Annotated in this window: 24 protein-coding genes, 1 tRNA gene and 1 other RNA gene; 10 read left to right on the top strand and 16 right to left on the bottom strand. The window is 56.1% G+C overall.

Annotation, left to right across the window (positions count from 1 at the left end):
* Window positions 1–72 precede the first annotated feature (72 nt).
* From HMPREF1487_RS27205 to ssrA, 3 genes are all read right to left on the bottom strand, one after another.
* A complete protein-coding gene (locus tag HMPREF1487_RS27205) occupies window positions 73–480 on the bottom strand; it encodes a hypothetical protein (protein ID WP_125912954.1) in 408 nt (135 codons plus the stop codon).
* A gap of 10 nt (window positions 481–490) precedes the next feature.
* A complete protein-coding gene (locus tag HMPREF1487_RS02575; protein WP_010795034.1) occupies window positions 491–1,285 on the bottom strand; it encodes a hypothetical protein in 795 nt (264 codons plus the stop codon).
* A gap of 454 nt (window positions 1,286–1,739) precedes the next feature.
* Window positions 1,740–2,093: a transfer-messenger RNA gene (gene ssrA, locus HMPREF1487_RS26665) on the bottom strand.
* Window positions 2,094–2,389: 296 nt separating this feature from the next.
* On the opposite strand from ssrA, the gene HMPREF1487_RS02570 reads away from it, so the two are divergent.
* The 4 genes from HMPREF1487_RS02570 to HMPREF1487_RS02555 all read left to right on the top strand — a co-directional run bounded on the left by HMPREF1487_RS02570 (window position 2,390) and on the right by HMPREF1487_RS02555 (window position 5,040).
* A complete protein-coding gene (locus HMPREF1487_RS02570; protein WP_010795033.1) occupies window positions 2,390–3,199 on the top strand; it encodes an SDR family NAD(P)-dependent oxidoreductase in 810 nt (269 codons plus the stop codon).
* Between the two features lie 856 nt (window positions 3,200–4,055).
* Complete coding sequence (locus HMPREF1487_RS02565) at window positions 4,056–4,271, top strand: hypothetical protein (protein WP_010795032.1); 216 nt, start codon at window positions 4,056–4,058, stop codon at window positions 4,269–4,271.
* An 86-nt stretch (window positions 4,272–4,357) separates the two neighbouring features.
* Window positions 4,358–4,672, top strand: coding sequence for a hypothetical protein (locus HMPREF1487_RS02560; protein ID WP_010795031.1), 315 nt, complete (start codon window positions 4,358–4,360; stop codon window positions 4,670–4,672).
* 128 nt (window positions 4,673–4,800) lie between these two features.
* Window positions 4,801–5,040: a hypothetical protein gene (locus HMPREF1487_RS02555; RefSeq protein ID WP_010795030.1), complete on the top strand. Its 240-nt coding sequence runs from the start codon at window positions 4,801–4,803 to the stop codon at window positions 5,038–5,040.
* A 35-nt stretch (window positions 5,041–5,075) separates the two neighbouring features.
* Here the strand turns inward: HMPREF1487_RS02555 and HMPREF1487_RS02550 are convergent, their stop codons facing one another.
* From HMPREF1487_RS02550 to mobA, 4 genes are all read right to left on the bottom strand, one after another.
* Window positions 5,076–5,900 carry a molybdate ABC transporter substrate-binding protein gene (locus HMPREF1487_RS02550; protein ID WP_010795029.1) on the bottom strand — a complete coding sequence of 275 codons (825 nt, stop codon included), beginning with the start codon at window positions 5,898–5,900 and terminating at the stop codon, window positions 5,076–5,078.
* Window positions 5,901–6,111: 211 nt separating this feature from the next.
* Window positions 6,112–6,188 (bottom strand) — tRNA-Pro (locus HMPREF1487_RS02545).
* An 80-nt stretch (window positions 6,189–6,268) separates the two neighbouring features.
* The gene (locus HMPREF1487_RS02540; RefSeq protein WP_010795028.1) at window positions 6,269–6,490 is read right to left on the bottom strand and encodes a YgdI/YgdR family lipoprotein; all 222 of its coding nucleotides are present in this window, start codon (window positions 6,488–6,490) and stop codon (window positions 6,269–6,271) included.
* A 44-nt stretch (window positions 6,491–6,534) separates the two neighbouring features.
* Window positions 6,535–7,137, bottom strand: a complete 603-nt coding sequence (gene mobA / locus HMPREF1487_RS02535; protein ID WP_010795027.1) for a molybdenum cofactor guanylyltransferase MobA — start codon at window positions 7,135–7,137, stop codon at window positions 6,535–6,537.
* A gap of 149 nt (window positions 7,138–7,286) precedes the next feature.
* Between mobA and moaB the strand changes: the two genes are divergently transcribed.
* The 4 genes from moaB to HMPREF1487_RS02515 all read left to right on the top strand — a co-directional run bounded on the left by moaB (window position 7,287) and on the right by HMPREF1487_RS02515 (window position 10,676).
* On the top strand, window positions 7,287–7,826 hold the full coding sequence (gene moaB, locus HMPREF1487_RS02530) for a molybdenum cofactor biosynthesis protein B (protein WP_010795026.1): 540 nt from the start codon (window positions 7,287–7,289) through the stop codon (window positions 7,824–7,826).
* The gene (gene glp, locus HMPREF1487_RS02525; protein ID WP_010795025.1) at window positions 7,823–9,019 is read left to right on the top strand and encodes a molybdopterin molybdotransferase MoeA; all 1,197 of its coding nucleotides are present in this window, start codon (window positions 7,823–7,825) and stop codon (window positions 9,017–9,019) included. Before moaB ends, glp begins: the two co-directional genes overlap by 4 nt.
* 141 nt (window positions 9,020–9,160) lie before the next feature.
* The gene (yegS, locus tag HMPREF1487_RS02520) at window positions 9,161–10,114 is read left to right on the top strand and encodes a lipid kinase YegS (RefSeq protein ID WP_010795024.1); all 954 of its coding nucleotides are present in this window, start codon (window positions 9,161–9,163) and stop codon (window positions 10,112–10,114) included.
* Window positions 10,115–10,175: 61 nt separating this feature from the next.
* Window positions 10,176–10,676 (top strand): sterol desaturase family protein, encoded by a 501-nt coding sequence (locus tag HMPREF1487_RS02515; RefSeq protein ID WP_010795023.1) that lies wholly within the window; start codon window positions 10,176–10,178, stop codon window positions 10,674–10,676.
* Between the two features lie 55 nt (window positions 10,677–10,731).
* On the opposite strand, the gene HMPREF1487_RS02510 is transcribed toward HMPREF1487_RS02515, so the two are convergent.
* The 6 genes from HMPREF1487_RS02510 to fni form a co-directional block, all read right to left on the bottom strand.
* A complete protein-coding gene (locus HMPREF1487_RS02510) occupies window positions 10,732–11,304 on the bottom strand; it encodes a gluconate 2-dehydrogenase subunit 3 family protein (RefSeq protein WP_010795022.1) in 573 nt (190 codons plus the stop codon).
* 179 nt (window positions 11,305–11,483) lie between these two features.
* Entirely contained in the window at window positions 11,484–12,410 is a 927-nt protein-coding gene (gene crtB / locus HMPREF1487_RS02505; RefSeq protein ID WP_010795021.1) for a 15-cis-phytoene synthase CrtB, read from the bottom strand.
* Window positions 12,407–13,924: a phytoene desaturase gene (locus tag HMPREF1487_RS02500; RefSeq protein ID WP_010795020.1), complete on the bottom strand. Its 1,518-nt coding sequence runs from the start codon at window positions 13,922–13,924 to the stop codon at window positions 12,407–12,409. Before HMPREF1487_RS02500 ends, crtB begins: the two co-directional genes overlap by 4 nt.
* Entirely contained in the window at window positions 13,921–15,102 is a 1,182-nt protein-coding gene (gene crtY / locus HMPREF1487_RS02495; RefSeq protein WP_010795019.1) for a lycopene beta-cyclase CrtY, read from the bottom strand. Before crtY ends, HMPREF1487_RS02500 begins: the two co-directional genes overlap by 4 nt.
* Window positions 15,099–16,376: a glycosyltransferase gene (locus tag HMPREF1487_RS02490; RefSeq protein ID WP_010795018.1), complete on the bottom strand. Its 1,278-nt coding sequence runs from the start codon at window positions 16,374–16,376 to the stop codon at window positions 15,099–15,101. Before HMPREF1487_RS02490 ends, crtY begins: the two co-directional genes overlap by 4 nt.
* The gene (gene fni, locus HMPREF1487_RS02485) at window positions 16,377–17,426 is read right to left on the bottom strand and encodes a type 2 isopentenyl-diphosphate Delta-isomerase (RefSeq protein WP_010795017.1); all 1,050 of its coding nucleotides are present in this window, start codon (window positions 17,424–17,426) and stop codon (window positions 16,377–16,379) included.
* A 158-nt stretch (window positions 17,427–17,584) separates the two neighbouring features.
* Here fni and HMPREF1487_RS02480 point away from each other — a divergent pair, with 158 nt between their 5' ends.
* Together HMPREF1487_RS02480 and HMPREF1487_RS02475 are read left to right on the top strand one after the other, a co-directional pair.
* Window positions 17,585–18,478, top strand: a complete 894-nt coding sequence (locus HMPREF1487_RS02480) for a polyprenyl synthetase family protein (protein WP_010795016.1) — start codon at window positions 17,585–17,587, stop codon at window positions 18,476–18,478.
* 74 nt (window positions 18,479–18,552) lie between these two features.
* The gene (locus HMPREF1487_RS02475; RefSeq protein WP_010795015.1) at window positions 18,553–18,777 is read left to right on the top strand and encodes a hypothetical protein; all 225 of its coding nucleotides are present in this window, start codon (window positions 18,553–18,555) and stop codon (window positions 18,775–18,777) included.
* A gap of 40 nt (window positions 18,778–18,817) precedes the next feature.
* On the opposite strand, the gene pdeM is transcribed toward HMPREF1487_RS02475, so the two are convergent.
* From pdeM to HMPREF1487_RS02460, 3 genes are all read right to left on the bottom strand, one after another.
* Entirely contained in the window at window positions 18,818–19,474 is a 657-nt protein-coding gene (gene pdeM, locus HMPREF1487_RS02470) for a ligase-associated DNA damage response endonuclease PdeM (protein ID WP_010795014.1), read from the bottom strand.
* 87 nt (window positions 19,475–19,561) lie between these two features.
* Window positions 19,562–20,344 (bottom strand): class D beta-lactamase, encoded by a 783-nt coding sequence (blaOXA, locus tag HMPREF1487_RS02465; RefSeq protein WP_010795013.1) that lies wholly within the window; start codon window positions 20,342–20,344, stop codon window positions 19,562–19,564.
* A 91-nt stretch (window positions 20,345–20,435) separates the two neighbouring features.
* Window positions 20,436–23,075 (bottom strand): ligase-associated DNA damage response DEXH box helicase, encoded by a 2,640-nt coding sequence (locus HMPREF1487_RS02460; protein WP_112297855.1) that lies wholly within the window; start codon window positions 23,073–23,075, stop codon window positions 20,436–20,438.
* Between the last annotated feature and the right edge of the window lie 52 nt (window positions 23,076–23,127).

Here is a 23,127-nt window from a genome sequence, read left to right as displayed (position 1 = left end):
CAAAAGACATAGTTTTTCTAATTAAAACGATAAAGCCCACTAAGCTGGGCTTTATCAATAGAGGCTAAATAGTTAAGCCGCTGCCTCTTGAGCTAAATCTTCTACGGCTTTGATATTTAATTCACAAGAGGAAAGTGTGGCTTCAGCATCTGATTTCTGTATTGTTTCTTCAATATAGTAGTCAGCTTTAACCCGCACCCCATGTAGGCGCTTGAGGTTGTATCCAATTTTTCGCATAGCTAGGCGTTTGCTTGGATCATGCGAATAGTCACCCATAAAACATCCACTAAGTTTTGAGTGAGTATGTCCACTAGTAGAGCTTACGGGCGGAACATAGTGGGTATCTGCAAAAGCCAGAGCTGCATGATAAAGAGCATAATAGCTTCTACCAATTACTGTTCTATATGCTGCTTCACTGCTTGAAGCTGAGTTTAATACTCGACTACCTTCCTGCAATATATCTCTATAGCAAACAGTCATCAGCAGATCCCTACGCTGCAAACTTGTTAACGCCTTGTTTATCTGAGGCGCAAAAATTAAATATTATTTTATCCCAGCAGCTGTTCAACCGCTCGTCAGTAATGATTAATTCAGCTAGCTGCTCATTCATCTCTGCAAGCATATTGCCCGGTACATCTACTGATAACTCGACGAAAAGATATGAGTCTTCATCAAAAAAATGCTCAGCAACTGAGCCGATATCAAATGCCACTCCTTTATTTCTATTAAGAATGGAGATAACATGTTCCGTGGCGATTTGATATTTTTCTTGAGTTATTTCTAGCTTTGATAAAGATGCAAGGAAATACTCATACATTCGTAAAACATCGCGTGTAGCACGAATATCTTTTTCTGGATGCGCTTTTATACAAGCCTCAAGCATGTAGTTGATCTGTTCAAAGCCTCCAGAAACGAACACCATGGAAATCGCTGTTTCCAGTATTTCTATAGATCCATAGTTAGCTTTGAAAGCTTCTAACAACTTGTCTAAGCTTTCGTTGAAGCAGTTAAATTTCTTCAACGAAATCGCATAGTTAGTCAGATAAATATAATTGCCTGGCGCTCTTCTTATAGATGCTTCGTGATCTTCAATTGAGGCTTTATAATCATACAATGTCGCATTAAGCATGCCGCTAAGCATGAAAGCTTTAGCTGCATCAACTTTTTTTAAAGACTCAATTTCACGACGTATACGAGGAACGCGTATGTCTTCCGGCTTGGCCTTGTCACCCAAAGCGTTGATCATATCGACGACTGAGTTACTTACCGTTTGCGGTAAAGGCATAGTTTCTCCAAACCAGTAAGCTTTCCATGCAATAAACATTAGCAGGTAAGGTCAGCAGGGCTGAGCTACTGTTCAGTAGCATCCCTATTCGTAGGATTAGCAGCTTATGCCATCCAATAGCGTGACCGTTACGCTGATCAATGGTGCATAGACTAGTCGACAGGTATTGAGGTTTCAAGCAAATGCTTTATTTCCTGACGATTAGTAGATGCAATCGATTGGGCAGGGTTCCCTTGCTAGGCTAGGTTATCGGCTTCCAATAGGTAACCTTTAGATAACCTATTAATGCCTCTTGATTAAGAGCAATACCGTTCCCCTGAAGATCTTTTAGCCTTACCAGTAGACGGTTAGTGACAGTTGTCATTCTGTTGTCATTACCGAGCCGAAATGCACCCAAAAAGCACAAAAAAAGCACTTGCTGGTTAGGCTAAGTGCTTGATTTGTAAGGCTTGTTTGGTGGAGGCGGGGGGATTTGAACCCCCGTCCGCCAGCTCTCCGCTCTTGGCGCTACATGCTTAGCCCAATCTACTAGAGTTAACCCTTAGCGGCCCGATGGGCAGGGCGCTTGGGGCGATCTGTATAAGTTTTAGCCGTTACGTCTACAGCGAACTTGGCGGCGATCCTGTTCTGTCTGACAGTCGTTTCGGGTTTACAGGCATCCCCTAGCGACTGCTAGCCGCGTTAAGCAGCTAGAGCGTAGTTGTCGTCGTTGGCAACTATAAGTTTGCAGCAGCTAATTTACGAGGTCTGCTACCAGCTCGGCATGCTCCTCAAGTTTTGTTACCGGCGTCGAATCCTAATCGCCCCCTTGATGAGTACTGCTCACTGTATAAATGAACAGCCGAGTTGTCAAGTGCCTGATAGTAAAAGGCAGAATCTGAAGAAAGCGGGCTTTCCTCTTTCGGCATTTACATAGATGGGGGAGGCGATTCGTTTGTTCAAGGGCAGGTGAAGTTTTATTTTCACCCTATGGTTTAGTGTGGCTACCGACTCGCTGCCAGAACTGTTTTGTAGTGGCGACAGGCTAGTTTTATACGGTTGGTTAGGGAGTCGCCCCGGCCTCCAGTAGGTCATAACGCCTATGACCCTTATGGAGTAACCCGCATGACTCAGACGAACAAACCTCTGGCGGTGGTAACAGGTGCCTCGAATGGCATAGGGCTGGAGCTGGCACGGCAATTCGCTCAGAACGGCTTCGACCTGCTTATCGCGTCGCGGGGCAAAGGCCTGGATGAGGCCCAGCAGACATTGCAGGCCCTAGGCGCTCAGGTCGAATATGCGGCGGTTGACCTCGCAACCTATGAAGGAGTGGAGCAGCTCTATTCGGCGTTTCGTGCATTGAACCGCCCAGTTGATGCGATTGCCATCAATGCGGGTGTAGGCGTTGGCGGCAGTTTCGTACCGGGTACCGAGGCGGAGACGACGCTGGAGAGCGAACTTAACCTCATTCAGATCAATGTGGTGTCTGTAGTACACCTTGCCAAGTTATTTAGTCGGGACATGGTGGCTCAAGGGCGAGGTCGTATGCTTTTAACCTCTTCGATTTCGGGAACCTCACCTGTTCCGTTCGAGGCGGTATACGGAGCGTCCAAGGCCTTTGTGCGGTCGTTTGGGAATGCCATTGGCAATGAGATGAAGGGAACCGGTGTGAGCGTAACGGTATTGATGCCGGGACCGACCGAAACCAACTTTTTCCACCGGGCCGGTGAGGATGATACTCAGGTCGGCTCAGGCAAGAAGAATGATCCCGCATTGGTGGCGCAGCAGGGATTCAATGCCTTGATGGCCGGGCAAGCCGAGGTCTATGGGGGCGGGCCGGAAGTTGAGCAGGAAGGCGAAGGTCCCAATCGCACCGAGTCTGAGCAGGAAAAAGCTGAGCGTCATCGCCAGATGTCTGAGCCAGGCTCGGCTTAGCCGTTTAGCTCAGTAGCCGTCCCGCCTTGTCCGAGAACCTTTCCAGGCGGTGTCTGAGCCACACTGCCGTTGCGCAAGGTAATAGCACGAGCAGACGATGAGCAGATAGCATCCTATTAGGTGAGGTCTTTTGGCGCAGATGGCCAAGCCTGAAGACTGCTGGATGATCGATCCGTGTTCTGTCGCCGAGGCTTACCGGATGCGCCCTCTCTTTTGTAAATCCAGAACGACATCAATGTCACAACGATGCAGAGCGGGAGCCATATAGGGTTCTGGGTATAACACCACGTATAGGTACTGCAGGCGTAAAGCCCTTCGTAGGGCAGTGCCAGGGCAACCAAGCCAAGGGAGGTAAGCCAGAGGGCGAGAGTGTTCATAGGATTGCCGCTACTTCCATGTGGGGACGGACACGCTGACAGTGCGTTCTGGTATGACCGTAAACGCAAAATTAGTTCAGGCCGCTAGCGTGAAATGGTTCTGATAGACGTTTTTATGGCTAGAAGCGGCCGAGTGCCGGAAATCAGGCGTTTTTTCAGGCATGGTGCTTGCTATACCAATGTAAGGATGAGCAGGCACTGGCGCTGAAAGAAAAAAGCCTCGACGAGTCGAGGCTTAAAGACCATGGAGACAAGCAGAAGTAGGGGTGAACTGCTTGCTAAAAGGTTATCGGAGCTTTTCCGGCGTGCTTTAAGCCAAGCTGATGGATGGTTTGAAATTCTCGGGAAGTCCTTGAATTTATCAGCTATTACTTGAAAGGTGCAGGCTTTGCCCCGCCCGTTCGCAGTGCTGACAAAGGAGTGTCACTGAGGTTGTGCTGAACGTTCACCTAGATGCTCAAGATGATAGGTAAGTATTCATGACTGACAGGATATTGGTTGTGTATAGCCAGGCCCTGGCCTCTGTGTTTGGAGCAGCCCTGAAGCTAGGTGTTGATACCGACACCATTGCAGAGCAGGCCAAGCTCGATGTCATCAGCTCAGACAAGTGGGTTTCGGCTGATCTTGTCGGGGATGTGCAGATGGCCATCGAGGATGCGTTAGTCGTTGCGAAGGTTGTAGGTCGCAAGCGCTAAACGCTTCTGGTGTGCCTCAGGTGATAGCTGGCTATTTATTAAGGAGTGAACGTTCAAAGCTGCACGGGCAGTTCAAGAGAGTTCTCATGCGCAAAGAGTTTGCAGTTCTATTGCTGGCATCGTCGTTATCCTGGTCTGTTCATGCCGAGCTTACACGCGCGGATCAGTCGCTTTACAACACCCAGCCTCAAAAGGCCAATACGAGCCAGAATCTGAGCAAGGCCGATCTTGCCTGGCATGCTAGCAAGACATTTGGCTTTGATTGCCCTGAAGTCGTCAAACATAAGCCAATGCTGGGCAGCCACCATTCAATCATCACCTGTAGCACCGGCGCTCGGCTCAAGGTCCATCCATTATCGGATAGTCGGCCTGTCATGACTCTGGTAGTCAGCTCGTTCTGATCGGGACTTTTCGGCACTCTTGCCTGGAGCGTGACTCCAACCTTCAGAACGTACTGTTGTTCATACAGGGCGACAGATGTTGGATAGAGGTTGTCCATCGGACAACCCTAATGCTTGGAGGAAACGAGATGGCTGCCGATTACAGTCAAGGGCGCTACCTGGTATTTGGATACGGCGACAAAGCCGTTCAGATTGGTCTGATTGACAATGACGGCTTTGTACGCGCTTCGGATGATCAGGGTAGGTTGATCTACCGCATCGAGGGCGAACAGGTGTATGACATGGACGACAATTACCTGGCAGACATTGACGAAGGCACAGCGGTAACAGCTAAAGGTGAGCGCTTGTTTACCATCCAGGCAGAATGAGGCGGGGCTTTTGTAAACGCCCCGACAATGGATGATCAGCCTTTCTTGAAGTGCAGCTCGTAGTCAGGATCGACAAGGGGCTGCAATCCACTGGCTTTGATCAGCTCGAATGAAGCATTGGAGCTGATGTACTTGATGAACTGGCGGGCCTCTTCAGGATGGGGCGTGTCAGGTGCCATGCAGGCGGTGTATAGCGTCATCTTCTGCGCCTGATCGGGTATGAGTCCTACGATATCGACGCCCTGCAAAGGACTCAGCTCGCTGACCTGTTCCAGACCGATTTCCGCCTCACCCCGGGCAATGGCGTCGCCCACTGACTCGTTCGTGATTCTTTTCAACTTGGGCGCAATTCGCTCCTTGATACCCATGAGGTTGAACAGAACATTTTCCAGATACAAACCGCTGGCACTCTCGGAGTATGCAATTGATTTGGCATCCAGCAGAATCTGTTTGAATTCTTCCATGCTTGTCATGGCCGGATGGCCTTGGCCGTGGGGGACAGCAAGCGCAATATAGGACTTTCCGAAATCAGCGCAGCTGTCTGGATCGATATGACCCTGCTGTTGCAGTTTGGAAATGGCCATGCGGTCCAGCAAAAAGACATCGGCCCGCTCACCTTCGGCCAGTCGACTAGGAATGGTGGTGGCATCGTTGCCACGTGCCGGCGCTACATGGCTGACAAGCGTTCTGCCAAAGGTTTCTGCATAAACAGGGCCGATTTTTTCGACAACGTCCAGAGCGCCTTTAGCGCAAAACAACTGAAGTGCAGGGGGAGGTTGCGGCACAGGGCGAGCGGCCGCATGCACAGAAAGGCTCGCCGCGGTCAGGGCGAGCAGGAAAGCGGAAAAGATATTTTTCATAAGCCGAGCTGACCCCGCCGAGCACAGGGCAGGATCGCTTCCTTTTACAGGTAAACACAACCGGAGGCGGGATATTACGTGAACAGGGCGCTTATGTGGGAGGCAAAGGACGAGGTGTACGGCAAAATGCTGACAAAAACATTAAGGCCATAAACAACAAAACCCGCACAAGGCGGGCTTTGCTGGTCTAAACAGAGTTAGACCGGGATACTGGTCGGAGCGACTGGATTCGAACCAGCGACCTTCTCGTCCCGAACGAGACGCGCTACCAAGCTGCGCTACGCTCCGAAAGATGGCGCGCATTTTACCTAAAAACTTTTTAGAGACAAGGATTTAGGTGAAATTTTTTGCGTACCCTCTGCAAACCTTTACAGTTCCTTGATGGTGCGGACCTGATCTTTATTGATGCGGGCAGGCTTGCCGTCCAGTTGTTCGAACTCATAGAAGCCCGAGTCATCGTCGTACTTGGGTGTATCTACCGCCTGGATCTCACGCCCGTCGTTCAACGTGATTACTGAAGGCGTAGAGCAACCGGCCAGGACGGTAAAACCAAAAGCCAGCAAGCAGGCAGGTAGAATCCGGGTTCTCATGTGCAGTCTCCTTTTAAACGCACGTTTAACGACATTCTGACCTGTCACTTCCCGCCAGGTTCCGATGAAAGGGCAAGCAGGCTGTGTTCATCATTTACATTGGCGAGACGCTGATCATGCTCTGCAATCATGAGCGCCCGGGCACCCAATGGAATGAATACACCCCGGGGGCTGCGCTCGCCTGCCTGCCAGGCTTCTTCCACTCGATCTTTCAAGCGGGTAGGAATAAGTGAAAACAAGGGCTCCCAGAAATTTCCCTGATGCACCATGACCGGAGCATCAGGTGCCTCCTGTGCGCAGCGGTGTAGCTGGGCAAGCAGGTCACGATCAATGCGCGGAGCATCGCACGGCAGAAGGATCAGCCAGCGATGACGAGCTGCCTTGAGCCCTGCACGGATACCGGCCAGCGGGCCGGGAAAGTCGGGCTCGGCATCATTGACGATCTGATCGGCGTACCGGGCGTAGCGCTCGGCATTACGGTTACAGGAAATAATGAGGTCATCGGTCAGGGGGCGGACCACCTTGTGCATATGCTCGATCAGCGGAAGGCCATGCCATTCCACCAGGCCTTTATCCCTTCCACCCATACGCTGACCACGGCCACCGGCAAGCAGAAGAATGGAGCAGTCGGAAAGGCGTGTGGTCATGGGAACGTCCAGGCTCGGATACGGGCTGTCAGTGTAGCGCGGCTTGGCTCTATGTGACGGGGCGACGGTTTGTCTCTGTCTGGATCGCTACGTGGTGGTCCTGCCTGTGATATAAAAATGTCTCTTACCTGCCGTTTTGGATGATTGTTATGAGCTCTAAGGCCGATGCGGTCTTTGTACCGCTGAATATTGCCGTTCTGACTGTCAGTGATACCCGTACCTTCGAAACCGATACATCGGGACAGTTGCTGGTTGACCGTCTGACCGAGGCGGGACATTTTCTGGCTGCACGCGTACTGCTCAAGGATGATCTCTACAAAATCCGCGCTCAGGTAGCCAACTGGATTGCCGATGATACCGTCCAGGTCGTTGTCATCACCGGGGGTACCGGTTTTACCGGCCGCGACAGCACACCGGAAGCGGTAGCCTGCCTGCTGGACAAGCAGGTCGATGGTTTTGGTGAATATTTCCGTCAGATCTCTGCGACAGACATCGGTACGTCCACGGTTCAGTCCCGTGCGCTGGCAGGTTTGGCCAACGGTACGCTGGTCTGCTGCCTGCCGGGTTCGACGGGTGCCTGCCGTACAGGTTGGGACGGCATTCTGGCTGAGCAGCTGGACAACCGTCATCGTCCCTGCAATTTTGTGCCGCATCTGAAGAAGGCCGAACCCTGCGGGCCGCGCGGATGAGTCTGTTACCTATTGAAGAGGCATTGGCCCGTCTCCTGTCGATGGCTGATGCCGACGCGATCACCGAAACGCAACGTGTGTCTCTGGCGGAGGCCGAGGGGCGCGTTCTGGCCCGGTCCGTGATAGCGGAGCTCGACCTGCCGCCATGGTCCAACAGTGCCATGGACGGGTACGCGCTGCGCTTTGAGGATCTTCAGGGCGAACCGCTGCCTGTCAGTCAGCGTATCTTTGCAGGGCAAAGCCCGCAGCCGCTCACGCCGGGCACCTGTGCACGCATCTTTACCGGGGCGCCCATGCCCGAAGGTGCCGATACGGTGGAGATGCAGGAGAACACCGAGGTCTTGGATGACGGCCGCATTCGCTTTGTAGAGACGCTCAAGGCAGGCAAAAACGTTCGCCTGAAGGGTAACGAGACGCGCCAGGGCGATACGGTACTGGACGCTGGCAAGCGACTGGGACCGATCGAGCTGGGTATTGCGGCGTCGTTGGGCTGCGCAGCTCTTGATGTGTTCAGGCGCCCCCGGGTAGCGATCCTGTCGACCGGCGATGAGCTGGTCGAGCCGGGTAAGCCATTGGGGCCAGGACAGATTTACAACAGTAACCGGACGGTGCTGGCGTCCTGGCTCAAGCGTCTGGGCTGCGAGGTGATTGATGCGGGCATCCTCCCGGATGATCTGGAGCGCACCCGTGAGCAATTAGCGCAGCTGCACTTGGCGGATTTGATCCTGTCGACCGGCGGTGTGTCGGTAGGCGAGGCGGACTTCCTGGGCCAGGCCTTGCGTGAGGCGGGTGAGCTGACCCTCTGGAAGCTGGCGCTCAAGCCAGGCAAGCCGCTCACTTGTGGTCGTTATAACGGCGTGCCGGTTATCGGGCTGCCAGGCAACCCAGCGTCTACATTGGTGACGTTCGGGCTGCTGGCGCGTCCTTATCTGCTGCGTCGGATGGGCGTTCAGGATGTTGAACCTCTCAAGCTGGAAGTGGCAGCAGGTTTTAATTGGACGCGCGTGGGCGAGCGACGCGAGTACCAGCGGGCGCGGCTTGAAAATGGCCGGGTCGTGCCTCATCGCGACCAGGGGTCCAATGTCCTGCGTACGGCGGCATGGGCTGACGGGTTGGTAGAGGTACGTGAAGGAAGAACCATCGCCGAAGGTGATCTTGTGGGCTTCATTCCCATGAGTGAGCTGATTGGCTGAAGTCTTGCCGACCTGGGAACGCATCGGCTTTCCCAGATCGGTTTCAGAGCGGTTGCTTCATCACAAATCAAGTCGCTCCCAAGGAACGTGGACCCGTTGACGTAGTCCTACTGACACTCGACTTTGCTGGGTGCTCTGTTCATGAATGTTCCTGTCACCGTCTCCGATTCCAATCAAAAAACACTGCTGATTCTCAATGGTAATCAGGCCACCAATGACGATGTCCGCGCAGCGGTTGAGGCGCGACGTGCGACCGGCAAAACGGTCGATGTCCGGGTCACTTGGGAGAATGGCGATGCGGCCCGTTTTGTTGAGGAAGCAGCCGCTGCGGGTTATACGCATCTGGTAGCAGGCGGAGGCGACGGTACGCTCAAGCTGGTGGCCGAAGCCTTGGCTCGTACGCGCTCCGATGCGTCGTTGGCCCTGATGCCCTTGGGAACCGCCAATGACTTTGCCCGGGCGGCAGGTATTCCAGCTGATCCTGCCGAGGCACTGGCGCTACTGGATACGCCAGCGCAACCCATCGATCTGATCGAAGCAGACGGCGAAATGTTCCTCAATATGGCCACCGGCGGGTTTGGTTCACAAGTGACGGCGAATACGTCCTCGGAACTCAAGCGCGTATTGGGTGGCACGGCTTATCTATTGACAGGCCTTACGCGCTTTGCGGAAGTGCGCTCCGCCTATGGTCGTTTCGAAGGGCCGGATTTTGAATGGGAAGGCGAGTTTCTGGCCATGGGGATTGGCAATGGTCGTCAGGCCGGCGGCGGCCATGTGCTGTGCCCGAATGCAGTCGTCAACGATGGCATGCTTGATCTGACTATTCTGCCCACGCCACAGGATCTGATGGGAACGTTGGGCTCCTGGTTTTCAGGCGGGTTCGCTAGCGAGGATCTGTTCATTCGTACCCGGTTACCCTGGGTTGAGGTTTCCGCCAGCGAAGGGGTCGATATGAATCTGGACGGCGAACCCATGCACAGTACAAAGGTACGTTTTGTGGTGCGCTCTGCCGCACTGAGTGTCCACCTGCCAACGGATTCCGTTCTACTCGGGAATCCATCGACTCTGCTGCTGACGTCCGACCCGGTTTCCTGATCCAGATCGTGCGCAAATGGGTTTCAGGCAGTAAGGTGGAAGGACGATCCTGGAGCCGAACATGGATATCTTAATCAATACCTCAATCGTGCTGGGCACCGTGGCCTTTATGGAGTGGTTTGCCTGGTACGCACACAAGTACATCATGCACGGCTGGGGATGGGGCTGGCACAAGTCCCATCATGAGCCGCGCACCGGTTGGTTCGAGAAAAACGACCTTTATGCCGTTGTATTCGCCGGCCTTGCTATCGCCCTGATTTATTTCGGCACGTCCGGTTATGGCCGGATCGAGTGGATTGGTGCCGGCATGACGGCGTACGGGCTGTTGTATTTCATCGCTCACGACGGCCTTGTCCATCAGCGCTGGCCTTTCAGATATGTCCCGCGTCGCGGATACCTGAAGCGGCTCTATCAGGCCCATCGCATGCATCATGCCGTGGATGGAAAGGAGGGATGTGTCTCGTTTGGCTTCCTGTATGCGCCATCAGTGACCGTGCTCAAGAAGCAGCTGCGTGATCTGCATGACGGCCCGCTCAAGAGGCGGCGGTTCGATCAGGAGTAAAGCACCACGCAAAAGCGCGCCAGAAGGCGCGCTTTTTTTATTCGGTTCAGAGGGTTCAGGCAGACAGGGGTTCGTATGCCGGAAACAACGAGTGGGCGAAGCGACTGTGATCGATTTCAGTGCGAAGCAGGGAAATGAATTCCTGGGCTTGCGTGCCCAGAAGACCGGCTTCGGCATTGTTCAAAACATGCTGCTGCTCTTCGGCTGACAGTGCCGTAAAAAGCTGCTGATGCGTTTGTTGACTGTAGCGATTCAGATCCGCAAGCCCGGCACGTACCAGATCACGTAGCGGCTGACGACCCTGAGGAAGTTTGGCAGGTGCATCGGTGAAAGGGTCTTGCAGACAATCCAGGTCGCCGTGCGCATAAGGCGACAACATATGCTGATCAATGAAAATAGGCAGATCGACCAGGGATTCACTGGTGCCTTGATTGGTCGTGGCAGTCAGGCGTTCGCAAGCTGCCTTGAGCAGCGCCCATTCGCTCTCGTTGAAAAATTCCGGTTTGTAGGTATGCGATCTGTCCGGACTGGCCGTAGTGTGTGCACTCGGCACAAGCGGGATGATCGAGAAGAGCGAGGTCGGTGCGTTTTGTAAATCTCTTGGAACAGCCGATTCCGTCTTGTGCATAAATATATCCCGTACTTGACTACTGTAGAGCGACTTAAAGTAGTCGCTTATGTCTGACCTGCTATACCACTGAAAAGTTTAGGTTTAGTGTCGCCGTGCGACGCCTTGTTTGTGACCAATTTCAGCAAAAGACGCAAGTGTTCATTTCGTAACGAGACACTACCGCCCGGTGCGTTCACTTACCGCGGGCGGGTCCATAGATCGGCGGGGCGCGGACTAGAGCGGCCCGCCCGTGAAGCCAGTGCACGTAGGGCTCCTCTTATCACCAGGCGAAGCTTATCAACGGTGCTAGTTGATACCCGACTGTACCAGGCGCTAGGGCCTCGTGCGTTAACTTTCAGACCAATTTCCCGATAAACGGCACGAGCGGTCGCAATCGACCAGGCTGAACGCAGAGGCAGGTCGGCAATACCGGTAGCGGCTGAGTCATAGTAGGGTTCAGCCAGCGCGACCAGACGCTGCGCCAGGGTGGCTAGGCGGACACGATGCGCGGGATCAGCCAGTTCGGCGACGGGAATGCCAGCCTCATCGAGCCATTCTCTAGGAAGGTAGATTCGGCCTATGCGGGCGTCTTCCACAATGTCCCGTGCGATATTGGTCAGCTGAAACGCCATGCCTAAATCACAGGCGCGGTCGAGCGTGTCTTCGTCGCGCGCACCCATGAGCATTGCCATCATGACGCCTACCACGCCGGCGACGTGGTAGCAGTATTGGAGGGTATCGTCGAGGCGGTAGTAGACCCGCTCTTCAACATCCATGCGGAAACCCGCCAGATGCTCAAGAGGATAGCGCTCGGGAATAGCATGGCGCTGGATGACCTGCTGGAAGGCGGCAAAAGCCGGCTCGCTCATAGGCTCACCTGCATAGGCGCGGCGCGTCAGATCTTCAAGTTCCTGAAGACGGGCTTCGCTTGCCGTCCGGTCGCCTTCAACCTGTCCATGACCGTAGTCCTGGCCGTCCACCACATCGTCACAATGGCGGCACCAGGCGTAAAGCATCACGGCGCTTTGACGGGTTTGTTCGTCGAACAGTTTGGCCGCAGCGGCAAAGCTCTTGGAGCCGACATTGATGGACTGCGTTGCGTGTTCGACGACTGCCGTATTCATATGGCTGCTCCAAGGTCTCCCAGAATCACGCTTGCGGTCGCTTTGGCCGAGCCGACTACACCAGGAATGCCTGCTCCCGGGTGGGTGCCGGCACCGACCAGATAAAGGTTGGGAATAGCGGCGTCTCGGTTATGCGGCCGGAACCAGGCGCTCTGGGTCAGGATTGGCTCCAGGGAGAAGGCTGAACCGACATACGCATTGAGTTCGGTGCGGAAATCTTCGGGTGTAAAAATTCGGCTGGTGACCAGATCGCGATTCAGGTTTGGAATGTAATGCTTTTCCAGGTAGGCCAGAATTCGGTCCCGGTACTTCGGGCCCTCAACCGACCAGTCTACCGGTGCATTGCCTAGGTGCGGGACAGGCGACAGCACATAGTGAGCACTGCAGCCCTCTGGTGCCAGGGAGGGGTCGGTCACGCACGGGGAGTGCAGGTAGAGTGAGAAATCTTCAGGAACGCCTGGGCCGGAAAATAGCTCCTCGATCAGGCCCTGGTAACGGTTACCAAAACAGATCGTATGATGTTGAAGCTTCTGTTCTTCAGGGCGCTGGTGCAGGCCAAAATACACCACGAACAGCGACATGCTGTGACGCTTCTTCTTGAGACGGTTCGCCTCGACGATACCGTGCACATGGTGACCCAGCATCTTCTTGTAGGTGTGGATTACATCGGCATTGGATGCAACCAGGTCAGTATTGATCTGCTTGCCTTGGGCGGTAATGACACCTGTTACACGACAATTGTCGACCAGGATGCGCTCGACAGGCGTGTTAAGTTCCAATGTGCCGCCAATGTCCTGAAACAGCTTGGCCAGACCCTGGACCAGAGCGCCTGTACCGCCACGGGGAAACCACACGCCACCCTGGCGCTCCAGAGCATGAATCAACGCATAGATGGACGAGGTAGCGAACGGGTTGCCACCGACCAGCAGCGTATGAAAGGAGAGTGCCTGACGAAGCTTGTCGTTGCGAACGAACTTGGAGACCTGATCGTATACACTGCGCCAGGCTTGAAGCTTCAGTAGCTGTGGCCCGGCACGAACCATGTCGCGAAAGCTTAGAAACGGCACACTACCCAGCTTTACATACCCTTCTTCATAGACTGCGCGGGAATACGCTAAAAAGCGCTGGTAGCCCTCCACGTCGGCAGGGTCAAGTGACTTGATTTGGGCATCGAGCGTGGCTTGATCGTTGACATAGTCGAAGCGGGTGCCGTCTTCCCAGCACAGCTGGTAGAACGGATCGACGGGCAGCAGCTCGACATAGTCCGACAGTTTGCGCCCTGCCACAGTAAAGAGCTCTTCCAGGGACGAGGGATCGGTAATGACCGTGGGGCCGGCATCGAAGGTAAAGCCTTTGTCCTCATAGACATAGGCGCGCCCGCCGGGTTTGTCCCGCTTTTCGAGTAGCGTGGTACGAATCCCGGAGGCCTGCAGGCGTATGGCCAGGGCCAGTCCGCCAAAACCGGCACCAACGACAACAGCCTGCCTGGAATTGGAAACGACGTCTGTATTCATGAGATGTCCTTAATCGGTCCGCCTGTTTGACCGGTGCGGCTGGCCAGTGCCGCCGTCAGTGCCTCGCGTAATGGAACCGGTGGCTTGCCTGTCAGAATGCGCAGCTTATCGCTGGGCTTCAACTGTCCGGCATAGAAACGCTGGATCAAGGGTTCCGGAAGACCGTAAAAGCGACGCATCACTCGATAGCGATGCTCAGGCTTGCCGGCCAGAAATAGCATGCGGTTGAGCAGGCGGAAAAATCCATAGGTTCGCCAGCGTTGCAGCGCATGCCGGCGAACCGTATCAACAAGGGTAGAGGTATCCAGACGGGGACAGCCGGCAATAAGTTCCGCCAGTCGTACCGCCTCAGGTAATGAGTATCCTGTGGTGGCATGGAAGAGGCCGGCAGCGAGGCCAGTGGGCGGGATGTCTCCCGCTTCAGCCCAGAACGCCTCTATGTCACCGCTCAGCGTAATGGGGAGCACGCCATGCTCTTCCCTGATCAGGGATTGAATCGTCCAGCCGTGATCCGCGGCGTAGCGGGCGATATGGTCACGCAATCGATCAGGGTCAAGGTTCTGTCCATCGGCATAGTAGGTGTCTTCGATCAGAACCCGGTCCTGAGTAAGCGGCAGGACGTAGATGAAACGGTAACCTTCCGTTTGTGGAACGGTGGCATCCATGATGATCGGACCGGAAAGCCCGTGGGGCTGCGCGAGCTGTAACTCCTGACCCAGAAACTTTTGAAAACCCAATCCCATGTGCGGGCTGGGGCGATGACCTCGGCCATCCAGAACTGCAGCCGCCTGAAACGCTTCGCCGTTGGCAAACCTGACCTCTGTGGGGCCAAGCGCGCTGACCGTAGCGTTCAGACGTACCGAATCGCTCAGGCGCTCCATCAGAACATCATGAAAGCGCTCGGCGCTGATAGAGGCGTAACCACTGCTCAGTGTCCGCTCAAGCCCAGGAAAAAATACCTGATACCTCGCCCAGCGATGGGCTACCAGCGGCTCGATCCAGGCGTGCTGCTCCGTTGTCAGGTCCGGCTCATGAAAGGACCAGGTGTGATTACCGCCCAGTCGGTCGCCTTGCTCGATGAGCAGGATGCGGAGCTCTGGACGTGTCTGGCGCAGTTTCAGGGCAATCAGCCCGTTGGCCAGTCCACCTCCCGCCAGGATCAGGTCATAGGTATTCATGCGGGTCTCTCCAGGGCAACCTTGCTGAGTACGTCCTCAATAAGGTCAGCGGCTTTTTGTACGCCGCCAGCTGCCTGAACCCGAGGCTGAAAGGCCTGGGCTTTCCAACGAAAATGCGGTTCGGTCAGAAGGCGTTGCAGAGCAAGGGCCAATTTGCCGGAGGTCAGTCTCTTAGGGCTCAGGCGAAGGCCGACGCCGGCATGCTCGATGCGTGCGGCCACGCCGGGTTGATCGAAGGCAATTGGCAACGCCAGCATGGGCGTTCCTGCTTCCAGCGCATCGAGCACAGTGTTGAGACCGGCATGGGTAATGACCGCATCGGCCCGCGCCAACGTGGCTCGCTGCGGTGCAAAGTCTGTAACCCAGTGAGCGCCAGCCTGCCTCAAGGCATCGCATTGCTGCAGGTTGAGGCCACCGCAGTGGGCGATGAGTAATTGCACATCAAGCGTTTTGCAGGCGCGTGCGATCCGTTCGAACAAGGTGAAACGTCCGCCTTGCAATGTCCCTAGCGATGCGAACACAAACGGTTTGTCGGTGCGGATCGGATAGCTCAGGGCAGGGTCTTGCGTTGCGGGTAGGCGTAGCGGGCCGACTTCGTGAAAGCTGGCTGGTAGCTCGGTACGGGGAAAATCGAATCCCGGTACGCACTGGCTGATTTGAGCGTAAGGCGACAGGCAGTCGGCCAATGTTGACCGAGGCTCAAGACCAAAGGTTTTTGCGTATCGCTGGATGACACGGGCATGCTCGTGCATCAGGAGGTCATAGACCTGGGCACTGCCCTGATTGAGATGGCGGCCTCGTGGTGAGGTGTCGTATCCCCATGGCATGACGGGAAGAGGCACAAGCGGGTCCCGGTTGACCGGCAAGGCACAGGCTACCGAGACGTAGGGCAGGCGCAAATGCTCGGCTATAAGCCCCCCAGCGGCTTCCATCTGATCGGAGATTACGGCATCAACGGCCTGGTCATGCAGGATCTTCGGTGCCTCGCGGCAAAACAACTCGGTGCTGCGAGCCATATCATGAATAACGCGCATCAGCCCAAGCGGGCCGCCTGGATTACCGGCCCGGCGAATCATGGCGTCCAGCGAGCCAGGCGCATGAGACTCAAGGCCTATCGGGTAAAAGCGGATGGCGTTGCTACGAAGCCGCTCGCCGACATCCGCCTGATGGAGCAGGCTGACCGTGTGCCCTCGCGCCACCAGGGTTTCGGCAATCGCTTCCATTGCGCGAAGATGGCTAGAAAATGCAGGGGCGATGAGGGCGAAATGAGGCATTCAGGTCTCCGCGAGCGAAACGGGTCTTAACAGGCGGGCCTTGCGCAGCTCGGCCAGATTTGCCGAGCCGGTGCAGAAGCAGGCTACCTTCAGTTGCCGGATCATGACTTCGAAATGGTTCAGAACGGCTTCTGGAGACAGGGTTGCGCTATGCAGCACGGCGGCAGCCTGGCCGACCACATCGGCGCCCAGGCGAATGGCTTTGGCCGCATCGACGCCGTTGCGGATACCGCCCGAGGCAATGAGTGGCGTGTACGGGCATTGCTCGCGGACCTGAGCAATCGCCTGGGCGGTTGGAATGCCCCAGTTGATGAAGGCCTGAGCAACCTGACGATCAAGGTCGTTATGGGCACGCTCGGCTTCGACCGCTGCCCAGCTGGTTCCTCCTGCGCCAGCTATATCGATCACGGCGACACCCACCTCTGTCAGTTGCTGGGCGACATCGGCAGAAATGCCTGCGCCTACTTCCTTGATGACGATCGGAACGCCCAAATGTGTAACCAGATGTTCGATGGCAGCCAGGACGCCCTGCCAGTTGCGATCGCCGCCGGACTGTACCGCCTCCTGGAGTGGGTTGAGGTGAATGATCAAGGCGTCGGCCTGGATCATGTCGACTGCCCGACGGGCCTCGGTCACGCCATAACCCGCCACTAATTGAGCTGCACCAATATTGGCGAGAAGGGGAATGGACGGAGCCAGTTGCCGCAATTGACCGGTCAGCCCCTTGTCCCCACCGTTCTGCAGGGCAATGCGCTGCGAGCCCACTGCCAGCGCCAAGCCTAGCGTTTCCGCCGCTTCGGCAAGGTGCCGGTTGATGGTCTGTGCACGTTCCGGCCCGCCTGTCATGGAACTGATGAGAACAGGTGCCTTGAGCGGCTTGCCCAGCAGCGTGGTGGCAAGATCGATTTGGTTCAGGTGCAGCTCTGGTAGGGCACAGTGCTGGAATTGAATCTGCTCGAACCCGGTCGTGATACTGCTCAAGGCACGTGCAGGATCAAGGACGATATCCAAGTGATCGTTCTTGCGACTTGCCAATTCCCAATCAACCATGAGTTACCTTTTTCCTGTTGCCATCGACCTTTCGTCGGCTATTGTGGTCATGAGTACGTCAAGCGGCTCTGATCTGCAAGATCGGATCAGGGAAATTGTTGAGTCGCTGGTGTCGACCATTCGTCGGCTCGCTTACATGTGCTGGAGTATCTCGACTCATGGCAACGGTATTAGTGCCAAAACTTCCGAAGGAATGCGCTTTCGAGCTTGTAACAGAGCGTGCCCGTATCGATACCCGACTAGAGGAGCTGCTTCCGCCTGTCGAGAATGATGATCTGATCGCAGCCGCCATGCGTGAGGGTGCGCTGGCGCCCGGCAAGCGTATACGGCCATTGCTCATGCTGTTGGCTTCCCGGGATCTGGATGCCTTTTCGCCGGCTATTTTGGATCTGGGCTGCGCGGTCGAGATGGTGCATGCCGCCTCGCTGTTTCTGGATGATATGCCGTGCATGGATAACGCCACGCTCAGACGCGGTCGGCCTACCATTCATGTGCAGTTTGGTGAGGATGTCGCCGTTCTGGGAGCAGTAGCGCTGCTCAGCCATGCCTTTTGCGTCGTCGCCAGTACATCAGGTGTTGCGCCTGTCCTGCGTAATCAGATGGTGTGCATGCTGACATCCGCTGTAGGCTCGCAAGGACTGGTGCGGGGGCAATACCGTGACCTGCGCGAAGGAGCCAAAAGCCGCAGCGCGGAGGCTATTAACAGTACCAATCACCTCAAGACCGGACTCCTGTTCACGACAGCGCTGGACATGACGACTCTGGCCGTCAGTGCCAAGCCGTCGGTCCGGGAGGGGATGCATCGTTTTGCTACCGAATTGGGGCTGGCTTTCCAGCTGCTCGATGACCTGCAAGACGGCCACGGCCTGGGAAAAGATGCCCATCAGGATGACGGCAAGTCCACACTGGTTGCGCTGCTGGGCCGCGAGTCGGTACAGGCGCAGCTCGAGAACCATCTGGACACAGCGCGTAAGTCGCTGGCAGGCATGGGGCTGACGGGGGGTGGGCTGGATCATATGCTGGACGCGCTGTTCGGGCAGCCCATCAGGTAAAGGCGCTTTGTAGAGAACTGCGGCGCAATCCGGCGTCTAAAGATACAGTTCAGTAAGCTACTGGAGTTTGCGCGATGCCAAAGTGGAAAATTACCTATACCAACAATGATGGCAACACGTCCGTCGTGGAAACTGAAGCCGAACAGAAACCGGATATGGAGCAAGCCGCTCAACTGGTACGGGACCAGGCGCTCGACAGTTATGACAGTTCCGATTTGCCCCAGGACTATGAGGCCCCCACGGTAGCGCTGCTGGAACGTTACGGCATCATGATTTCTGGCATTGCCCAAATGGATTGAAGAACCTCTGTTGAACGCTGCAGTAGCAGCGTTCCCAGGATCAGCCCAATGGCCAGATCCCACCATCGCCTACCACAAAGATCCTTCGGCCCGGCAAGGCCTTGATCTCCCATCCGCCGGTAAAGTCACCAAAGGCCGGCAGCAACAGCACATCATTATCCAGACAGAAGCAGGGCAGGCGCAGACGCTGGCGTCCCCGGCCGCTCAGACTGAACGCCGGATGGATATGGCCCGCCAGCACAACGTGGCTGGGGTGCGATTCCGGCTCATGCTGTAACGCCAATGGACCGATCAAAAGCGGCTCGGGCACTACGTTGATCTTGAGCGAGGCGGGCGGGTCCCCAGCACGTAGATCATGATTACCCCGAATCAGGGTGATGAGCAGCGATGGGTTTGCGTTACGCCATCGCGCCAACGCGTTGAGCGTGGTCGGAGCATGGGATTCCGGTGCATGCAGGAAGTCGCCAAGAAAGTACAGGCGCTCGGTCGGGTAGGCTTCCAGCAGTGCATCCAGGCGAGCCAGGTTGGTAGCGGTGGTTCCATGGGGTACTGGCTGCCCAAGGGCACGAAAGGCAGCGGCCTTGCCAAAATGGATATCGGCAATCAGCAGCGCCTTCTGCTCGGGCCAGTAGACGGCCTTGTCAGCCAGCAACCACACCTCAGTGCCGGCAAGGGATACGGGAATATGGGTACGCATGCACATGCAAGAACAGCGGAAAGCCTGCCACTTTAACAGCCTCGTTCCTGGGAACGTAGCCTGGGCAGACAACAGGCTGCCCGGCGTCTACAGGATGCCCAGCGATCTGAGGCAATCCCTACCCAGATCAATGCGCAAGTGCCGTTCCTGAGGGTTGGGCATGTCGATATTGAGCGCAAAGGTATAGACCAGCCCCTGTTTTTCAATCCAGCCGACCCACCAGCCAAGGTCAGGGTCTTGGTTCTGAACCCAACCGGTTTTACCGTACAGCGTCCAGTCTTTTCCCTGCTCCAGACAAATCAGGTCGCGTACCGTTGCCTGTACGGTTTCGGGCAGAGGCAAGCGTTCCTGTGCCAGGCGTGCCAAAAAGCGTACCTGCTCCAGGGCGCTGATCTTGATCGGTCCGGCCAGCCAGAAATCGTCCACACTGTCGCCTACCTGCGCATTGCCATATTCGAGCCTGCGCACAAAGTCCTGCATGCGTTCAAGGCCGATACGTCGTGCCAGCTCTTGATAAACCGGTACGCTGGAAACTTTGATTGCATCACGTAGCCCCAGGTCACGCTGCCATTCAGGAAAGGGCTGCGGCTGCCCTCCATAGGGCAGTACCTCACTCACGTTACGAATGGTTGCGGTGGAAAGACCGATCAGGCTGTTGACGATCTTGAAGGTGGAATCGGGAACAAAACGGGTGTCTGCACGTGTCCGGTCATACCCGGTAAACGTATCTGCCGAGACATCGTAAAGCACGAATGTACCCTTGAGGTTGGCTCGCTTGAATAACTGGGCCAACGTGGGACTTTCCTGCCATTCGGGCGCACGCGCCTTGGCCGACAACAATAGCAGTAAGGCACTAAAAAGATTTTTCATATCAACTACTTATGAAGCAGCTGTCAATTTTACCGCGCCAATTAATTGTGTGATATTGCACTCATCCTTTATGCTGATAAAGCGTGAATTGCTACACAGTCTTTTGCCGTTTTGTACGAGGAACCCCGGTTTTGGTCTGACGCGGAGCACGTCCCTTGCGGCGAGCGGGCAGGTCTGACTCTCCTGCACCTAATCCCATGAAGTCATTTCCTTCGCCGGGCAGCTCGTAATCACCGGGTCCGGCGGCATTTTCCAGGTCTTGAACCATACGTGCAATCCGGTCCGCCAGTTTCTCTGAACTCATGCTTTCGCGATAACGCTCGACCAGAAGCGGAAAGCTGAAGGGAGTAGGCCGCTCAATGGCGTGCAGGTTAAGTTCAAGTGCCTGCATGCGATTCAGGGCTTTTTCCAGCCTTCGTACATCCAACTCCTGGCGCAGTACTTCCTGCTCAGCCTGGGTAATCAGCAAGTTCTCAGGGTCGTATTGCTGGAACACCTGGAAAAAAAGACTGCTGCTGGCCTGTAGCTGCCGGGTACTTTTTTGCGCGCCCGGGTAGCCGGTAAAGATAAGCCCTGAGATGCGGGCGATTTCGCGGAACCGTCGCTGCGCCAGTTCACTGGCGTTCAGACTGGCAATGACATCGGCAAGAAGCGTCGCGGTGGAAAACAGCTCGGCGTTCAGCTCCTCTTCCCAGTTCACCTTGCTAGGCGACAGCAGCTCAAAGCCGTAATCATTGATGGCAATGGAAAAGCTGATCGGTCGTTTCTGGGCGATGCGCCAGGCCAGAAGGCTCGCCAAGCCCAGGTGTGCATGTCGTCCTGCAAACGGATAGAGAAACAGGTGCCAGCCCTCTCGGGATTTCATCGTTTCCCCCAACAAATGATTGCGGGTCGGCAGGGCAGACCACTGCTTCTGGACCTCCAGCAGCGGTTTGACCAGTTGCATTTCGGGAGAAGCGAACCGCGCCTGATCCGCCTCGGTAAGCTCATCAATGACGGCTTCGGCCATCTCGTCCGACAGCGGCATACGCATTCCGCTCCACCGTGGAATGGCCGCTTTCTTGCTGCTGGCCCGTCGTACATACACTGTCATGTTTTCCACACGCACCAGCTCCAGCACGCGGCCAGCAAACAGAAAATGATCACCGGGCTTCAGGCGGGCGATAAAACCCTCCTCAATGCTGCCCAACTTGCCGCCACCGCCGCCCTTGGTCCAGAACTGCACCCGTAGGGCCGACTCGCTGACAATAGTGCCAATACCCATGCGATGCCGGCGGGCCAGTTGGCGGTCCGGTACGCGCCAGATACCGTGCTCATCTGGCTCTACACGGCGGTAGTCGGGATAGGCCGTGAGCGAGTGACCGCCGTGACGAACAAAGGCCAGGGACCATGCCCATTCCTCGTCCGTCAGTTCGCGATAAGCCCAGGCTGTACGGACCTCCTTGAGCAAGGCCTGCGGATCGAAACCGCCGCCCAACGCAATGGTGACGAGGTGTTGTACCAGTACATCCAATGGCTTGGGCGGCGCGCTGCGGGATTCGATTCGCCGGGCGGCCACGGCTTTCTGGGCCGCTGCCGCCTCGACCAGTTCCAGGCTATGCGTAGGCACCAGCGTGACGCGGGAGGGACGTCCCGGGGCATGGCCGCTTCGCCCGGCGCGCTGCAGCAGACGTGCAACGCCTTTGGGCGAGCCGACCTGTAGTACGCGCTCCACTGGCAGAAAATCCACACCCAGGTCGAGGCTGGAGGTACAGATTACGGCCCGGAGCTTGCCTTCCTTAAGTCCCAGTTCAACCCAGTCACGCACTTCGCGGTCCAGAGAACCATGGTGCAAGGCAATCAGTCCCGCCCACTCGGGACGGGCCTCAAGCAGTGCCTGATACCAGATTTCGGCCTGCGCTCGGGTGTTCGTAAATATAAGCGTGGTTGCGCTGTGCTCGATCTCGTCTGCAACGTGGGGCACCATTCGTACTCCTAGGTGCCCAGCCCAGGGAAAGCGCTCCACACCTCGCTTGGGCAACAGCGTGTCTACCAGAAGGTCCTTGGCTAGCTTGCCCTGAACCAGCCGGCCTGGATGACCGGCCAACAGCACTTCCTGCGCATGGGGAAGATTACCCAGCGTGGCCGACAACCCCCAGATCACCAGTGCAGGGTTCCACTGGCGCAGCCGTGCAAGGGCCAGCTGGACTTGTGTGCCACGCTTGTTGCCGAGCAGCTCATGCCACTCATCAACCACGATCATGCGCAGGCTGGAAAAAATCTCGCGGCTGTCTTCACGGCTGAGCATCAACGAGAGGCTTTCCGGCGTGGTGACCAGCGCGGTAGGCTGACGGCGGCTCTGCCGGGCCCGCTCAGCACTGCTGGTATCTCCTGTGCGCAGGCCGACCGTCCAGTTGAGTTCCAGATCATTGACGGGGGCTTCCAATGCACGCGTTGTGTCTGCGGCCAAGGCTCGCATGGGGGTCAGCCACAGTACGCTCAGTGGCTCTGCCGCCTGCTTGCGTTTGCTGGGTTCACCCTTGGCCGTTAGCGGTTTGTCCTTGGCAAAGCTGTTGAGTGCCGCGAGCCATACGGCGTAGGTTTTGCCGGATCCGGTGGTCGCATGGAGCAGGCCCGATTCGCCATGCTCGACCGCGCGCCAGACTTCATCCTGAAAGGGGAAGGGCGACCAGCCACGTTGAGCGAACCAGGCGGCACCCAGGCGGGGGGAAGAAATCGTATCGTCAGGCAACTGATGGACTCCGTCATGCTTATGCTTCGGAGTATCAAGCGGTAGGCAGGTT

Source organism: Pseudomonas sp. HPB0071 (assembly GCF_000478505.2).
GTDB lineage: Bacteria > Pseudomonadota > Gammaproteobacteria > Pseudomonadales > Pseudomonadaceae > Chryseomonas > Chryseomonas luteola.
This window is presented reverse-complemented; position numbering and strand designations above follow the sequence as displayed.

Excerpts from the sequence above, each read along its gene's own strand:
- HMPREF1487_RS27205 (WP_125912954.1), bottom strand. The coding sequence starts at position 480 with ATGACTGTTTGCTATAGAGATATATTGCAGGAAGGTAGTCGAGTATTA.
- HMPREF1487_RS02575 (WP_010795034.1), bottom strand. The coding sequence starts at position 1,285 with ATGCCTTTACCGCAAACGGTAAGTAACTCAGTCGTCGATATGATCAAC.
- HMPREF1487_RS02570 (WP_010795033.1), top strand. The coding sequence starts at position 2,390 with ATGACTCAGACGAACAAACCTCTGGCGGTGGTAACAGGTGCCTCGAAT.
- HMPREF1487_RS02565 (WP_010795032.1), top strand. The coding sequence starts at position 4,056 with ATGACTGACAGGATATTGGTTGTGTATAGCCAGGCCCTGGCCTCTGTG.
- HMPREF1487_RS02560 (WP_010795031.1), top strand. The coding sequence starts at position 4,358 with ATGCGCAAAGAGTTTGCAGTTCTATTGCTGGCATCGTCGTTATCCTGG.
- HMPREF1487_RS02555 (WP_010795030.1), top strand. The coding sequence starts at position 4,801 with ATGGCTGCCGATTACAGTCAAGGGCGCTACCTGGTATTTGGATACGGC.
- HMPREF1487_RS02550 (WP_010795029.1), bottom strand. The coding sequence starts at position 5,900 with ATGAAAAATATCTTTTCCGCTTTCCTGCTCGCCCTGACCGCGGCGAGC.
- HMPREF1487_RS02540 (WP_010795028.1), bottom strand. The coding sequence starts at position 6,490 with ATGAGAACCCGGATTCTACCTGCCTGCTTGCTGGCTTTTGGTTTTACC.
- mobA (WP_010795027.1), bottom strand. The coding sequence starts at position 7,137 with ATGACCACACGCCTTTCCGACTGCTCCATTCTTCTGCTTGCCGGTGGC.
- moaB (WP_010795026.1), top strand. The coding sequence starts at position 7,287 with ATGAGCTCTAAGGCCGATGCGGTCTTTGTACCGCTGAATATTGCCGTT.
- glp (WP_010795025.1), top strand. The coding sequence starts at position 7,823 with ATGAGTCTGTTACCTATTGAAGAGGCATTGGCCCGTCTCCTGTCGATG.
- yegS (WP_010795024.1), top strand. The coding sequence starts at position 9,161 with ATGAATGTTCCTGTCACCGTCTCCGATTCCAATCAAAAAACACTGCTG.
- HMPREF1487_RS02515 (WP_010795023.1), top strand. The coding sequence starts at position 10,176 with ATGGATATCTTAATCAATACCTCAATCGTGCTGGGCACCGTGGCCTTT.
- HMPREF1487_RS02510 (WP_010795022.1), bottom strand. The coding sequence starts at position 11,304 with ATGCACAAGACGGAATCGGCTGTTCCAAGAGATTTACAAAACGCACCG.
- crtB (WP_010795021.1), bottom strand. The coding sequence starts at position 12,410 with ATGAATACGGCAGTCGTCGAACACGCAACGCAGTCCATCAATGTCGGC.
- HMPREF1487_RS02500 (WP_010795020.1), bottom strand. The coding sequence starts at position 13,924 with ATGAATACAGACGTCGTTTCCAATTCCAGGCAGGCTGTTGTCGTTGGT.
- crtY (WP_010795019.1), bottom strand. The coding sequence starts at position 15,102 with ATGAATACCTATGACCTGATCCTGGCGGGAGGTGGACTGGCCAACGGG.
- HMPREF1487_RS02490 (WP_010795018.1), bottom strand. The coding sequence starts at position 16,376 with ATGCCTCATTTCGCCCTCATCGCCCCTGCATTTTCTAGCCATCTTCGC.
- fni (WP_010795017.1), bottom strand. The coding sequence starts at position 17,426 with ATGGTTGATTGGGAATTGGCAAGTCGCAAGAACGATCACTTGGATATC.
- HMPREF1487_RS02480 (WP_010795016.1), top strand. The coding sequence starts at position 17,585 with ATGGCAACGGTATTAGTGCCAAAACTTCCGAAGGAATGCGCTTTCGAG.
- HMPREF1487_RS02475 (WP_010795015.1), top strand. The coding sequence starts at position 18,553 with ATGCCAAAGTGGAAAATTACCTATACCAACAATGATGGCAACACGTCC.
- pdeM (WP_010795014.1), bottom strand. The coding sequence starts at position 19,474 with ATGCGTACCCATATTCCCGTATCCCTTGCCGGCACTGAGGTGTGGTTG.
- blaOXA (WP_010795013.1), bottom strand. The coding sequence starts at position 20,344 with ATGAAAAATCTTTTTAGTGCCTTACTGCTATTGTTGTCGGCCAAGGCG.